The sequence below is a fragment of the Micromonospora sp. WMMA1923 genome (assembly GCF_049179195.1).
Classification (GTDB): domain Bacteria; phylum Actinomycetota; class Actinomycetes; order Mycobacteriales; family Micromonosporaceae; genus Micromonospora; species Micromonospora yangpuensis.
This window is the reverse complement of the sequence record NZ_JBMHLZ010000001.1, coordinates 4,033,322-4,046,674: the sequence shown is the minus strand read 5'-3', so window position 1 is coordinate 4,046,674 and position 13,353 is coordinate 4,033,322. Positions and strand designations below refer to the sequence as shown.

Annotated in this window: 14 protein-coding genes; 6 read left to right on the top strand and 8 right to left on the bottom strand. The window is 69.9% G+C overall.

The features are described 5' to 3' along the window. The 4 genes from ACN28G_RS18140 to ACN28G_RS18125 form a co-directional block, all read right to left on the bottom strand. Nucleotides 1–261 carry a hypothetical protein gene (locus ACN28G_RS18140; RefSeq protein ID WP_091441838.1) on the bottom strand — a complete coding sequence of 87 codons (261 nt, stop codon included), beginning with the start codon at nt 259–261 and terminating at the stop codon, nt 1–3. A 106-nt stretch (nt 262–367) separates the two neighbouring features. After that, nucleotides 368–817 carry a SitI3 family protein gene (locus ACN28G_RS18135; RefSeq protein WP_421479871.1) on the bottom strand — a complete coding sequence of 150 codons (450 nt, stop codon included), beginning with the start codon at nt 815–817 and terminating at the stop codon, nt 368–370. Nucleotides 818–831: 14 nt separating this feature from the next. Then, nucleotides 832–1,218, bottom strand: a complete 387-nt coding sequence (locus ACN28G_RS18130; RefSeq protein WP_421479869.1) for a hypothetical protein — start codon at nt 1,216–1,218, stop codon at nt 832–834. Nucleotides 1,219–1,403: 185 nt separating this feature from the next. Continuing rightward, nucleotides 1,404–1,931 (bottom strand): DUF6244 family protein, encoded by a 528-nt coding sequence (locus ACN28G_RS18125; RefSeq protein ID WP_421479867.1) that lies wholly within the window; start codon nt 1,929–1,931, stop codon nt 1,404–1,406. 355 nt (nt 1,932–2,286) lie between these two features. On the opposite strand from ACN28G_RS18125, the gene ACN28G_RS18120 reads away from it, so the two are divergent. Next, complete coding sequence (locus ACN28G_RS18120; protein ID WP_421479865.1) at nt 2,287–3,285, top strand: EcsC family protein; 999 nt, start codon at nt 2,287–2,289, stop codon at nt 3,283–3,285. A gap of 314 nt (nt 3,286–3,599) precedes the next feature. On the opposite strand, the gene ACN28G_RS18115 is transcribed toward ACN28G_RS18120, so the two are convergent. Genes ACN28G_RS18115 through ACN28G_RS18100 form a run of 4 tightly spaced genes read right to left on the bottom strand, consistent with a single transcriptional unit; the run spans nt 3,600 to nt 5,110 of the window. Then, on the bottom strand, nt 3,600–3,800 hold the full coding sequence (locus ACN28G_RS18115) for a DUF397 domain-containing protein (protein ID WP_421479863.1): 201 nt from the start codon (nt 3,798–3,800) through the stop codon (nt 3,600–3,602). After that, nucleotides 3,793–4,023, bottom strand: a complete 231-nt coding sequence (locus ACN28G_RS18110) for a hypothetical protein (RefSeq protein WP_421479861.1) — start codon at nt 4,021–4,023, stop codon at nt 3,793–3,795. Before ACN28G_RS18110 ends, ACN28G_RS18115 begins: the two co-directional genes overlap by 8 nt. Nucleotides 4,024–4,038: 15 nt before the next feature. Then, nucleotides 4,039–4,239: a DUF397 domain-containing protein gene (locus ACN28G_RS18105; protein ID WP_421479860.1), complete on the bottom strand. Its 201-nt coding sequence runs from the start codon at nt 4,237–4,239 to the stop codon at nt 4,039–4,041. Next, nucleotides 4,232–5,110 (bottom strand): helix-turn-helix domain-containing protein, encoded by an 879-nt coding sequence (locus tag ACN28G_RS18100; protein WP_175440805.1) that lies wholly within the window; start codon nt 5,108–5,110, stop codon nt 4,232–4,234. Before ACN28G_RS18100 ends, ACN28G_RS18105 begins: the two co-directional genes overlap by 8 nt. Before the next feature lie 477 nt (nt 5,111–5,587). On the opposite strand from ACN28G_RS18100, the gene ACN28G_RS18095 reads away from it, so the two are divergent. From ACN28G_RS18095 to ACN28G_RS18075, 5 genes are all read left to right on the top strand, one after another. Continuing rightward, nucleotides 5,588–5,860 carry a DivIVA domain-containing protein gene (locus ACN28G_RS18095; protein ID WP_421479858.1) on the top strand — a complete coding sequence of 91 codons (273 nt, stop codon included), beginning with the start codon at nt 5,588–5,590 and terminating at the stop codon, nt 5,858–5,860. After that, nucleotides 5,857–6,111 (top strand): hypothetical protein, encoded by a 255-nt coding sequence (locus ACN28G_RS18090; protein WP_421479857.1) that lies wholly within the window; start codon nt 5,857–5,859, stop codon nt 6,109–6,111. The genes ACN28G_RS18095 and ACN28G_RS18090 overlap by 4 nt, the downstream gene beginning before the upstream one ends. Continuing rightward, complete coding sequence (locus ACN28G_RS18085; RefSeq protein ID WP_421479856.1) at nt 6,108–8,843, top strand: hypothetical protein; 2,736 nt, start codon at nt 6,108–6,110, stop codon at nt 8,841–8,843. The genes ACN28G_RS18090 and ACN28G_RS18085 overlap by 4 nt, the downstream gene beginning before the upstream one ends. A 1,251-nt stretch (nt 8,844–10,094) precedes the next feature. Continuing rightward, nucleotides 10,095–11,867 carry a hypothetical protein gene (locus tag ACN28G_RS18080; RefSeq protein WP_421479854.1) on the top strand — a complete coding sequence of 591 codons (1,773 nt, stop codon included), beginning with the start codon at nt 10,095–10,097 and terminating at the stop codon, nt 11,865–11,867. Continuing rightward, nucleotides 11,864–13,333, top strand: coding sequence for an NADH-quinone oxidoreductase subunit NuoF family protein (locus ACN28G_RS18075; RefSeq protein WP_091441812.1), 1,470 nt, complete (start codon nt 11,864–11,866; stop codon nt 13,331–13,333). Before ACN28G_RS18080 ends, ACN28G_RS18075 begins: the two co-directional genes overlap by 4 nt. The last annotated feature ends 20 nt before the right edge of the window (nt 13,334–13,353 follow it).

Sequence of the window (13,353 nt, the reverse complement as noted above, 5' to 3'; positions counted from 1 at the left end):
TCAGAAGCCGCTGGCGTACTGCCGGGTCGCCTCGACGGCTCCCATGGCGAGCTGGGACGCTTCGTCGAGTTTGGCGCGTACCTGTTCCATCCGGGCGATGGCCTCGCCGACGGCGGGGTGTCCGGTGCCGGCGGTGACGGCGCGCAGCATGCTCAGGCTCTGCTCCAACGACTGGTGTACGGCGCGGAGTTGGGCGACGTTCTGTTGGGTCTGTTGGCCGAACTGGTTGATGCCGGCCTTGACTTCTTCAATGGATGCCACTGCGGCGGTTCCTCCCCAGGACCTTGCGCGGACTCGTGGCACGGTACCGGATCATGCACGCTGCGTCAGCCCACGGTCGCCCATCGGTCAGGAGAGTGCCGCCCGATCAGGCGATGAGATGGTCCAGGTGGTAGTGGTCCCACCAGCTTGATCGATGCCTACGGATAGTGCCGGCTGTGCGGGTCAACAACAGATAGTTGCCGTCCTGGACCAAGGCCGCATCCTCGTCCCGACCGGCCAGCACCCGGGCCACAGTTGCCACCATGTTGGGGATGCCCTTGTCGACCAGGTCATCGGCACGCATGTCGAACGTGATGTTGACGTAGGTGTCGGGCTCCCATTCCCACGGGGAGTCGTCGTCACCTTCGGCCCAGTAGTAGCCGTGGGTGCCGGAGTGGACGCTGAGGGCATAACCTCGCTGGTCGTAGAGGTTGGCGCTGAACAGCTGTGGGCTCGCTGACGGCGTCGGCTGCTCGTCGGGGGTGGCGGCGGTGAGGGCGGCGACATCTACCAAGGGGAGATCGCCGGCCAAGGTCAGTCGGAACTCCACGCTCATGACGCTGCCTCTTCTCATCCTCGCCGGAGAATCTGCACGATCGTACCGTTGGGGGTAACCGCAACGACTTCCTTGAGCCGGTCGATGGGCCACCCGTCGAACTGGCGTTGAAGTGCACCCAAGTCGCCCTGCCAGTCCTTCAGGTTGACGACTGCACGCTGTGTCTGCCTTCTATCGATCTTGTTTCGCACCTGGCTCCAGATGTTGCGAGTGGGTGTGCGCGCGCTCGGTGAGTAGCAGTCGAAGACGTACCCCTCAATGAGGTAGTCAGGATTCTTCTCGGGGTCGCCGTCATCACCCGTACGAGCCCACGCATCGCTGATGCTCGACGGGGTGGGGTTCTGGTGGACGCGGTAACCCTTGGCGGCCAGGGTGTCCGCACAGTCGTTCTCCAACTCCAACGATCGCCTGGTGCTGTCGTCAACATCAGGGGCGATCCTGGTTCGTGGCCCGGTCGGTTTGTCGCCAGCCATGCCAGTGGGTGGCCTACTCCAGGGATGCATAGTTTCAGGAGTGGTGGAGGCGGAGCCTCGGCTATTGCTGGAGCTGAGGGGAGGGCTGGCCGGGGTTGACCCGCCAGCCCCGCTCAGTTTCCCGCTGAACCGAGCTGTCGCGCCTCGTTGATCGCCGCCTCGGTGGCCTGCTGCGCGGTGCTAGTGCGCTGAACGAGCAGGATGAGCACCTGTTTGATGCCGTCGAGTGCTTGGAGGAGTGGGCCGGGTTGACCGCCTTGCAGGATCATGGAGATGAGGCGTTGAGCATCGGTGACCTGGGCGATTGTCGCAGTCGCTGCTTCCCTGATCGTCGTGATGCCCTGCTGGACCGGGGCCAGGCCGGCGATGGTCTCCTGCGGGGTGGCACCGCGAGGCACGGTCGCGGTGGCGGTGCTGGTCTCACCGATTCTGGTCGAGAGGCCGGACAACCCACCCTGGACGGTGGAGATGGCGGCGCGCACCTGAGCCATTCCGGCGGTGACTGCGGCGAAGCCGGCACCAGCGGCGCGTAGGGCGATCTCCTGGGCTTGGTGGTCGGCGGTGGCAGTCAGGGTCTGCGCCCGCTCGACGCCGGTCAACAGGTTCCGAAGCTCGCCCGAGATCTCATCGACGCTCGCCACGTACCGGCCACCTTTCGCAGGAGCGGCTCATCCGCGAGAACCTACCTTCCACAGCAGCTTTTCACCATGAGTGGTGACTGCGTCGGTGCCGGTCGCTTTACTGTTTCGGCACGCAAGGTGTTCTAAAGTGCTCAATCTGGACACGATTTCCAGCCCGTCGACACTAGTTCCTGTCAATGATCGGACGTCGTGGTGGTCGATCGTGTGGACCAAGGTCTAATGGCGGCGGCGACGCGAAGCGGAGCGGCGAATTGTCCCTTATGCCTGTACGGTCTTGGTCCCCGTGCTGCGTTCTCACCGCGTTGGCTGATGGTGCCATCGCGGCCCCGGTGACCACCTCGAAAATGGAGCCTTGATGAGCACCTACGCCGACCCACTCGTCAACGGGGCAAGCCCGATGAGCGCGCACGAGCAGCAGGTGTGGGACACGCTCAACGAGCACTGGCAGCGTCGAAGTAACCGCCGTGGTCTGCCGAGCTGGGCGAGCGCCGCGCTTGATCGCACGGGTCAGGTCGCGCGAAACGCTGCGAGCCGGGCTACCGACGCTGTGCCGGAGACCGTCAGGGAACCGATCCGTCGTGCAGGCGATGCGGTGGCGAGCCTGGCCCTACGGCCGGCTTTCGAAGCCACTGCGGCGATGCTTGAGCTGGTCAACGCCTGGGCTCTGGATCTCAATGACCCGAGGAGCGTCGAGAAGCTCGCCCGCAAGCGTGGCCTTGAACTCAATAGTTTCACCGACCTGCGGCAGCAGGACCTCAAGGTGTGTGACCGGCTCCTGACCCGCAACAACCTCAAGTGGCGGACGGCCGGAGCGTTCGAAGGTGGCACCATGGGGCTGCTGGCAATGGTCCCCGTCGCTGGGATCCCCGCCGCCATGACAGCTGACATACTCGTCATCCAGGTCCTCAGCACTTCGATCGCGTCACGCGTCGCTTACTCCTACGGATACGACGCCAAAGACCCCGCCGAACAGGCCTTCATCCAACGCCTGGTACGCCGGTCCTTCATGGTGCAGGCGGCCAAAGTCGAGCCGTTGCGTGAGACCGCACGGGCGGCGAGCGCGGTCAGGGGCCGCGTAAACTGGTCAGCCAAGCTGCGCGCGGACCATCGCCTCCTGGTCGCCCTCGAGAAGCTGATGCAGCAGTTGGGGCCGGCCGGCTCCAGGGTCGCAGTCAAGGACGTCGCGAAGGTCGTACCGTTCGTGGGTGTTCTCATCGGTGCCGGCATGAATTCCGCGATCCTCGGCAGCGTGGCCGCCGATGCCCAGCGGTACTGCCAGACCCGGTTCCTGTGCGACAAGTATGGGCTTCCGCTACCGGCCGCGCTGGTGACCGACCAGGACGACTCTGCCTAAGAGACAGCGCAACCAGGCGAGGCGGGTGCAGGGTGGGTCATGATCGTCGTTTCCGGAACGGGCATGAGGAAGCCCTGCCGGCGACTTACCTTCCGGTGCCTGTCGAGCTGAGTCATCTACGACATCAGCTCGACAGGCACCGGAAGAGGTGGCCTGCCCAAATCTGCGTCGCCCCTGAGTCATGGCGGCTGGCACCCTCGTCCGGCGGTGCGTGGCCGTTCAGTGCGGTCGGGCTGACGTGGAGTCCGGCGGGTGGAAGAACTGCCGAGCGAAAGCATCGGAGTGCCGACTACCGGTCAGGCCCGGGAGCGGTGTCAGGAGCGGTAAGCGGCCTGCTTGACGCCTGCGACGAAGTGCGCCCAAGATGCCGGCTCGAAGGTGAGGGCCTGGCCGGTGGGGTCCTTGCTGTCGCGCAGGCCGACGATCCCTGGCAGGTTGTCGGCGACCTCAACGCAGTCGCCGCCGTTGTTGCTGCGGGTGGACTTGCGCCAGATGGCACCGGTCAGGTCAGGCACGGGAGCACTCCTCTGCGATCTGGTGAATCAGCTTCTTGGAACGGGACTCGTTGAGGGCACGGTCCGCCAGGTCGGACCAGATGCTGTCGTAGGCGCCCCACAGCGCTCCGGCATACAGTCCGGCAGCGTTCGCTGTCGGTTCGGGGCGACGTTGAGTCCGCGGGTTGGAGAAGAGAACATCGAGGAACGCAGCGGGATGCTGACCGACGAGCCCAGTCAGCATCCCGAGCGGTGTAGTTCAGGGGCGGTGGGCGGCCTGCTTGACCCCTCCGATGAATCGCGACCATGCCGCTGGCTCGAAGGTGAGGGCCGGGCCGGTGGGGTCCTTGCTGTCGCGGAGGCCGACGACGCTGGGCAGGTTGTCGGCGACTTCGATGCACTCGCCGGCGTTGTTGCTGCGGCTCGACTTGCGCCACGTGGCACCGGTCAGGTCAGGCACGTGAGTACTCCTCTGCGATACGGTGGATCATTGCCTTCGAGCGTGACTCGTTGAGGGCGCGGCCCGCCACATCGGTCCAGATGGCGTTGTAAGCGGCAGTCTCGCGCGGCTTGTCGAGGTAGATGGCACCGGTCGTCGTGTCCAGGTAGGTCACGGTGGGTTCGAGCACCTCACCCCCGCTGCCCTGGGGAAAATCCAAGATCGAGAAGGCTCCGCTCATCGCTCCGGCGTGTAGGCCGGCGGAAAATTCCAGTATTTGAACAGTGACGTTCGGTAGTTCGGTCGCCTTCAAGAGTTGGTGCAACTGCTCCAACATGATCTTGGCGCTACCAACCGGTCGTCGCAACACCGCCTCGTTGAGGATCACGCTGAGTTGCGGTGCGGCGAAGCGGGTGAGCAGCCCTTGTCTCTCCACCCGCAGCTCAACGGCGCGATTCTGCTCTGTGTTGTCGCCGAGGCTGATCGGGCTGCCCGGCATCGTGAAGACGTGTTCGGCGTATGCCCGGGTCTGGAGCAGGCCGGGGACGAGTTCGGGCTGGTACTGGCGGATCGCGGAGGCTGCGGACTCCAGCCCGACGTAGAGCTGGAACCAGCGAGGCAGGCCCGAGCTGAAGTAGTCGTGCCACCAGTTCTTGTTCTCTCGGGTGGCGGCGGTCATCGCCAATAGAAGCTCGCGATCCTCACTGGACGCGCTGTAGAGGTCGAGCATCTGCTGCACGTCAGCTTGCCGGAAGCGGACGTGCTCGGCTCCGTTCTCGATGCGGTGGAGCGTCGCCCGTGCGCGGTCCAGGCGTTCGGCGGCCTGGTCCATCGTTAGTCCGGCCACCTTGCGGAGTGACTCGAACTTGCGGCCGATCTGGCGCCGCAGCATGGTCGTGCCGGTCACGTTCTGTGACACCCGTCTGTCTCCAATGCTCGTTGTTCGGCAACGTGCCTCCGTCCAATTGAACCCGCGTGATGTTGATTAAGCAATAGCCATATCACTCAGTGTATTTCGCTCATGTAAAATAGATCTTGGGGGCCCGATTGATACGTTGCAAGAACGGCTTCCGTGGTGCTCTACTTCCTGCACGGCCACTGTGGATATGCGCAGCTCAGAGGTCGTGTGGTGCCCTGCTGTCGTACGGCTGGTCGTGGCTGCGGTGGCAGGTGCCGGGGTGGGGCCGTCGGTGCCGGCGGGTCGACGGACCACCCCTCCCTACAGGTAGGTACCGAGAGGTGAGGTCTTGTCATGCGCTTCCTTCGTGCAGTCCGAAGGACACTCCGAACAACACTCCGCGGCACGGTCCGAAGCGGAGTCGGGAACAGGTGCCGGGGCAGGCTCCGGCGTCGACGGGACAGTCGGTCGGTGGTACGGCCGACGTGTTATCGCTCCGCGGCGTACCGGCCGTTGGTGCCGGGGCGGGTGCGGGCGCAACGCTTCGGGTGGACGCCGGTCGGGCGGCGCGGGCTCGATCCGGTCGAGGTGTACGAGTTCCTGGAACGGGTCGCCGGGGACCTGGCGATCGCGTACGAGGCGGTGGCGAACAGTCGACGGGAGACCGACCGGTTCCGGGACGCGCTGCGCCGCTGGCAGTCGCAGCAGGCGCGGATGCTGAACGAGCGGAGCTACCAGTCGTGAGCGAGCGTTGGGTGATCCATCTGCCGGTGGTGGCACCGGACCTGCCCGCCGCGCAACGACTCGCCCGGGTGATCAGCCGGTGGGCGCGGATCCTGCCGCAGGTCGACCCGGGGGAGTCGACCGTGTCGGCCGAGGACGAGCAGGGCGTACGGCATCGGGTTTTCTGTGACCTGTTGTTGGGTCGGGGCCGGCGGTGCCGGTTGCGGGCTGCCCACGAGGGGGAGTGCGCCGATTGGATGGACCGGCGGTGAGCGCGGCACCGACGATCGTCTGCCCGGACTGCTCGGGGCTGACCTTCAGCGTGAGCCGGTGCGAGTGCGCCAGCGGCGGCGACCGGTTCCTGGTCGACGGCGGCGACTACGCCGACGAGGCGTACCGGGACTGTCGGGTCTGTCAGGGCGACGGCAGTGTGGTCCGCTCCTGCCTGTGGTGCGGCGGGGCCGGGGTACGGCGGGCGGAGCTGGTGGTGACGGTGGTCAACCTGGACACCGGGGCGGCCGACTCGACGCGGATCCGGCCCGGTCGGATCGACGCGCGGCGCGGGCCGGACGGGGCGTGGGAGGTGCCGTTGCGGCCGGTGGTCGACCGGCTCGCGGCGCGCGTCGGCGCACTCGACGTACGCGGGATCGGGCCGTTGGGGCCGGAGCCCGACGCGACGCTGCTCTGGCTGCCGGCGAGCTGGCGGCCGGAACTGCCGGCCGACGAGCGGCACCGGATCGAGGCCGAGGCGTTGGCGCGGGCCGACCACCATCCGTGGCGGGTACTGCTCGGGCGGTCCGCCGCCGCCAAGGATGATCCACCGGAGCCGGGTCGGCACCTCGGCTGGCTCTGCCGGCTGGCGAACTTGCTCCACCTTGACCTGGTCGTCGAGGCCCGGCAACGCGCCGGCCTGGTCTCCTGGAACATCCGGCTGGAACTGCCCGGCTCGGAGGTACCCGGCGACGCGTACCAACATCATGGTGAACTGGCCGCCGCCGTCGCGGCCACCACCATCGGCAGCGCCACCGCCCGGCTCGCCGAGTCCGGGCTGACCGCACCGGCGTACACGGTCCGCTCGTCACTCGGGATGCTCTCCGCGCCGGAGACGGTCGACCTGGCCACGCTCGACCGCCGGATCCGCGCCGACCTGGCGGTGCCCTCCGATGTGGGCACGTTCGACGGGCGGGGCGGCTTCGATGTGGGTGCGTTCGACGGGCGGGGCGGCTTCGATGTGGGTGCGTTCGACGGGCGGGGCCACGGCGACCTGGGTGGCGGGCCGGCGGCGCAGGCGGTCTGGCGCAACGGGTACTGGTGGCACACGCCGCTGCGCGAGGGCGAACCGGGCGAGATCCTGCACGAGCGGGACACCGGGCAGATCGTCCGCTGGGCGTCCACCGGGCTGCTGCGCGTCGTCGAACCGCCCGAGCCGACCTGGTGGGCCGCCCCGATCCGGCACCGGGACTGCCCCGACTGCCGGCCCGGCAGCACCCTGCGGCGTTGCACGTGCTGCCGGCGTACCCCGGCTCAGCCCGACCCGGACTGTCCACGGTGCTGCGGCGCGGGCCTGGCCCCCGGCTGGGGTCCGTGCGGCACCTGCGGGGACAGCCGCCGGATCTACCCGGCGGTGACCGTGACGGTCACCGACCTGACCCGGGTCACCCACCGCCGCTGGCAGCCGGCCCCGGGCGAACAGGCCGTCGTCGTCGGCCACCAACCCGACGGTACGCCGATCCGCCAGCTCCGCGAGCACTACCGGGCCGCGTCCCTCGCCGCCTCCTTCGGGGTACGCCCCGAAGACCTGACCCACCTCGACCAGCCCGGCCGGCAGCCCCTCGGCCAACACCTGCTCGACGGCACAGTCACCTGCGCCGGCGGCCCTGCCTGTTGCGGCGGGTCTGCCTGTGCCGGCGGCCCTGCCTGTGCCGGCGGCCCTGCCTGTTGCGGCGGGTCTGCCTGTGCCGGCGGCCCTGCTTGTGCCGGCGGCCCTGCTTGTGCCGGCGGCCCTGCTTGTGCCGGCGGCCCTGCTTGTGCCGGCGGCCCTGCTTGTGCCGGCGGCCCTGCTTGTGCCGGCGGCCCTGCTTGTGCCGGCGGGTCTGCCTGTTGCGGCGAGCCGGCCGGGCGTTACGTCGCCGAGGCCGGGCGAGGGCTGCCCGGTGCCCGGTTGTTGGTGCTGGCGCAGACCCCGGACGTACCCTCGCTGGCGGACCTGATCCGCCTCGTCACCGGCCTCGACCTGAGCCTGGTCGTGGTGACCCGCGACCACCGGCGTGACGACACCGACCCGAGTCGGATGCACGGGATACGGTGGCGCGTCGACCTCCCACCGCGCCCCGATGCGCCGTGCCTCGATCAGCTTTGCTCCGATCAGTCGCGTCCCGATGTGCCGCGTCCCGATGTGCCGCGTCCCGATGTGCCGAGTCTCGATGCGTCGTGCCTCGATGCGCCGTGTCTCGATCCGCCCTGGTGGCCCAGCCTGCCCGCGGCCGTCGCCGACCGGGTCACGCACCTGGGGGCGGCGCTGCGGGCGGCCGTACCCCGGGCTCCTGGTCGACCGGTCCCACTCCCGAGGTTCGGCGTACCGGCGGCGGCTGATGCGGCGCCTGCCGGGTCACCGGCGGTGGGCGGTCCGGTCGGTGGTCCGATCGTGGCCGGTGGTCCGGTCGTGGTCGATGGTCCGATCGTGGCCGGTGGCCCGGTCGTGGTCCGTGGTCCGATCGTGGCCGATGGTCCGGTCGTGGTCGGTGGTCCGGTCGTGGCCGGTCCGGTGGCTGGTGCACCGGTCGCTGGCGATCTGGGCGCGGGTGACCTGGGGGCTGGTGATCCGGGGTCGGGGGAACTGCACCGAGCGTTGCGGCGGTTGGCCGAACGGCACGCGGGGCAGGTCGTAGCCGTACGGGTGGATCGGGCCGGCTGCCAGTTCTGGCTGGCCGAGGCGGCGGGGCCACGGGCACTCACCGGCACGTCGACCCTGGTGAACGCGCTCAGCGCGCTCCGCCTCGGCTGAAGCAACGAGCCAGTGGTGAGCGCTCCGGACACCGGGCCCCATCAAGTGGCCGGCTGGTCGTGGCTGCTCGTCCGGCAGGCTTGTGCACCCTGCCCGGTGAACCTACCGCTTCGCCTGGCCGAGAGGAGGAGCCCCGAGTAGCGCCGATGTCCTAGCTTCCCCCACCTGCACCCAGAAATCGCCCCAGTTCAGGGCATTTGTCCCGTTCCACGCCCACGTCAGCCCACGCCCTCCACCCGCCACTCACCGGTCGAAGCGAACCCCGAGGTAGATCTTGGACACTTACCGTTCTATTTGGACGGTAAGTGTCCAAGATCTACACCCATCGTGTACGGAGAGAGCCCGCGGAGAGGTGGGGTAGGCGGGGTGGGTGGGCAGGGGCAGGGGTAGGGGCGCGGCAAGGGTGGGGAGGGGGCGGGGTGAGGGAGCGATCTCATCGGCCATCGGTCGGACTGGACAGCCGGACCACCTTGCACCTATTTGCCCTTTTCTTGCTGGCGAGGCGTCCGCAGCAGCCAGGGTGACTAGAAATTAGGCCCCCCAGGGGGCGAATTCCTTCCAAGATCTTCTCGTTGCATCGAGCGCCCACCTGCCTGGCCTGCCCCCGCCCTGCCCGGCGTGCCCCCGCCCTGCCCGGCGTGCCCCCGCCCGGCCCGGCGTGCCCTCGCTCGGCCTGGCCTGCCCCCTCCCGGCCTGGCCTGCCCTCGCTCGGCCCGGCGTGCCCTCGCTCGGCCTGGCCTGCCCTCGCTCGGCCCGGCGTGCCCTCGCTCGGCCCGGCGTGCCCTCGCTCGGCCCGGCGTGCCCTCGCTCGGCCTGGCCTGCCCCCGCCCGGCCCGGCGTGCCCTCGCTCGGCCTGGCCTGCCCCCGCCCGGCCTGCCTATCCCTGTCCAGCCCTCGCCAAGCCCCTGCCCTGCCTCGCGTCGCCCCGCCCGCCCCGCTCAGCGGCCCCGCCCCGTCCTCGCCCACCCTCGTCCGCCCCGTCCTCGGCCACCTCGTGGGTGAGAAGGGGCACCTTCTATACCGAATGCGTTAATAGGGGGCCCTTCCTTGCACCTGTGGGGGCGTACACGTGTGGCGGGGGCGACCGGTTCGAAGAAGTTGCCAAAAAATTTTGGCAGCCGGTGATCCGCTCGCGGTGTCCGGCCGTACTCGATGTGGGAGCAGGGTCGGCCGGTGGCGTGCCGCCGTTAGACGATCGAGGAGCAGATGGCCCGGGCAAAGCAGAGCGAGAAGGCCGAGACCGTCCGCACCATGAGCAGTAGCAGAGGAGGTAAGGCCCGGTCGCCGATGACCATCATGCTGTTGATCGGGTCGGTGCTCGCCCTGATCTGGGCGGTCACCATGCTCACCTCTGCCGGGCAGCAGGTGTACGCGTTCTCCTTCTTCTTCACCGAGTTCTTCGCCGGGGTGGTCGCCCTGGTCGCGTTGAGCCTCACCGTGATGATGGGACTGATCGCCACCGACCGGCTGGTGCTGAAGATCCCGCACCGGGTGCTGCTCCAGTCGGCGCACCGGGCCACCGGCATCATCGGCGTGGTCGGCCTGGTCTTCCACGTCATCACCAAGATCGCGATTGGGCGGGCCGGCAGCACCGACGCCATCGTGCCGTTCGTCGGTGGTCGGGGCCTCTACGTGGGGCTCGGCACCATCTCGGCCCTGCTGATGGTGAGCGTGCTCTGGACCGGTCTGATCCGGGCCCGCTTCGCCGGGGTCGGCCCGAAGTGGCTCTGGCGCGGGTTGCACTCGATGGCGTACGTCTCCTGGCCGTTCGCCATCGGGCACGGTCTGAACACCGGCCGGCCGCCGGCCACCTGGGTGACCCTGAGCTACCTGGCCTGTGTGCTGCTGGTGGTGGTGGCGCTCTTCGTCCGGCTCTCGGTGACGCTGGGTAAGCGCAGCCGGGAGCAGACCCAGGCCGCCGCGCTGAACCTGGCGATGGCCGGCAAGCCGGTCGACCAGGGGCTGGGCAAGATGTTGCTGGCCAACCTCACCGGGCGTAAGGGCGAGGCCGGGGAGAAGAAGGGCGAGGGCAAGTCGGGTCGGGGTCGCTCCGCCGGCTGGGCCGACACCACCACCACCAGCGGTTGGTCCACGTCGGCCGGTGCTGCCCGGCGGCGGGACACCGAGCGGTTCACCGTACCGGTGGTGCCGGAGCCCGGGACCCTGCGTGAGCCGGTCCGGCCGCCCCGCCGCCGGGACGAGGAGTTGGCCCCGGCCGCCCGTCGGCGGGACGAGGAGCTGGCGCCCGTCGCGCGCCGGCGGGACGAGGACGACCTGGTGTCGGTGGGTCGGGACGAGGACGAGCGGCCGGCCCGGCGGCGTCGCGACGACGACACCGAGCTGCTGCGGGCCGAGCCCGAGCGCGGCTCCCGTCGTCGTCGGGTCGACGAGGAGGAGCTGGCCCCGGTCGCCCGCCGCCGCGACGACGAAGGTCGCTCCCGCCGGGACGAGGACGAGCGTCGTTCCCGTCGCGACGAAGAGGACCGTCGGTCCCGTCGGGACGCCGACGAGTACGCGCCGGTGGCCCGCCGCGAGGAGCGGACGTCGCGCCGCCGCCGCGACGACGACGAGGTCGAGGTGACCACCCGCCGGTCGCGGCCCCGGGTGGAGGCCCGCGCCCGGTACTCCGCGCCGCCGCTGAGCAGCGAGGCCCCCGAGGAGCCGTGGGACAGCCCGCGCCGCTGGGAGGCCGGCGACCCGGTCTCGGCCGCGCCCCGTTCCGCCGCGCCCCGGGACCCGGTCTCGGCCGCGCCGCGCGAGCCGATCTCCGCCGCGCCGCGCAGTGGCAGCGGTCGGCACAGCATCGAGGACGAGGAACCGGAGGAGGTTCCCGACTACTGGCGGCCCCCGGGCCGGTACGTCACCGACGAACTGCCCGTCGACGACACGCCGACCCTGGTCGACCTGGCCTCGCGGCGGGCCCGTAAGGCCTCCGACAAGGGACCGGCGCGGCGCGGCAAGCGGGCCAACGCCGACGCGGTCGACAGCGCGTACTGGGCCGGCCTGAGGGGTGAGGCGAAATGACGATGCGAACGACGGTGCCGCCGGTGGCCTGCGTCGGCGAGCCCCGGCTCACCGCCGGGTTCGCCGAGTTCGGCCGGCTCGACCGGTACGCCCACGAGGAGGTCCACGGCCCGATCGGCCCGATGGAACCGGCCAACCTTCTCCGGCTGGCCGAGAGCATGCAGCTCAAGGGCAAGGGCGGGGCGGGTTTCCCGTTCGCCAAGAAGCTCCGCGCGGTGCTGGAGTCCTGCGAGCGCCAGGACCTCTCGCCGGTGGTGGTGGTCAACGCCACCGAGGGGGAGCCGGCGAGCTGGAAGGACAAGGTGCTGCTCACCCGGGCCCCGCACCTGATCCTCGACGGCGCGGCGCTGGCCGCGTTCGCGCTGGACGCCGAGGAGATCGTCATCGGGGTGGCCGACGACGGCATCGGCCGCGAGTCGCTGACCCTGGCGCTGGAGGAGCGCCCGATGCCGGTACGGACCAGCATCGTCACCGTGCCGCACCGGTTCATCTCCGGTGAGGGCGGCGCGTTGATCAACGGCATCAACGGGTTGCCGCACATCCCGTCGGGCACCAAGAAGCGTTCCAGCGACTCGGGGGTCAGCGGGCTGCCGACGCTGCTCTCCAACGCCGAGACGTACTCGCAGCTCGCCGTCGCCGCCCGGCTCGGCCCGTACGAGTACGCGGCGCTCGGCACCGACGACGAGCCCGGTACCGTCCTGCTCACCGTCACCGGCGCGGCCGGCCGCCCGGCTGTGGTGGAGTGCGCCGCCGGTACGCCGCTGCGGGACGTGCTCGACCTCTGCGAGGTGCCGGAGGGGCCGGGCATCCTGATGGGCGGCTACCACGGCAAGTGGATCACCGCGGCGGCGGCGGACCGGGCCGAGGTGTCCCGCAAGGGGCTGGCCGCCGTCGGCGGCACCCTGGGCGCGGGCATCATCGTCCCGCTCGGCAAGGACACCTGCCCGCTGGGCGAGGCCGCCCAGGTGGTCCGCTACCTGGCCGGCGAGTCGGCCGGGCAGTGTGGACCGTGCAAGATGGGCCTGCCCGACCTGGCCCGCGCCGTCGACCTGGCGGTCTCCGGCAGCGCCCCGGTCGAGGTGGTCCGGGCCGCCGCCGGCGACGTCAAGGGCCGTGGCGCGTGCAGCCACCCCGACGGTACGTCCCGATTCGCCCTCTCCGCGATGGAGGTCTTCGCCGACGACCTGCGGCTGCACACCACCGGCGAGGGCTGCGGCCGACGGGTCAAGGGCGTGATGGGGCTGCCCGGCGCACCCGACGGCAACCCGCAGAAGCTGACCCTGGACTGGTCCCGCTGCGACGGCCACGGGCTCTGCGCCCACGTCGTACCGGACTTCATCCGGCTGGACGCCAACGGCTACCCCGCCTTCCCACCCACCCCGGTGCCGACCTGGCTGCGCGAGGGCGCGCAGAAGGCCGTCAAGGTCTGCCCCGAACTCGCGCTACGCCTGGTCAAGGCCGGCTGACCGCACCGAAAGGAGCCGGC